General features: G+C 47.3%; 1 pseudogene. It reads right to left on the reverse strand.

Annotation, left to right across the window (positions count from 1 at the left end):
• Positions 1 to 72 precede the first annotated feature (72 nt).
• Positions 73 to 330: pseudogene (locus CWC14_RS18925) on the reverse strand (PilZ domain-containing protein); the annotation flags it as partial.

Raw genomic sequence — 330 nt, forward strand, 5'->3', positions numbered from 1 at the left:
TTGAATGTCAGCTAAATAAGGCGCGGAATTATTATCATAGAGCACCGCTAGAAACGGGTAGGTATCTAAGCGTTAATTTTCGCGTTGCTGTTCATGGCGCTTTTTCAGTTGTCGAGTCTGAGCGTGTAAACTGGCACGTACGAGAAGCTCTTGGTCTTGCTCGCGAATGGTAGCAAAAAGAATCTTGTGCAAGCAGCCATCACCCTGGGTATCAACCTCAATGACTTCGCCATAGCAATAGATGGCGGCGGCCTCTTGCTCTAAAAACAATTTACACCGCACATACTGGCCAACCTCCATTGGCTGTTCACGTCGTAAGGTAAACCCTGA

Source organism: Pseudoalteromonas sp. S3260 (assembly GCF_005886925.1).
Classification (GTDB): domain Bacteria; phylum Pseudomonadota; class Gammaproteobacteria; order Enterobacterales; family Alteromonadaceae; genus Pseudoalteromonas; species Pseudoalteromonas tetraodonis.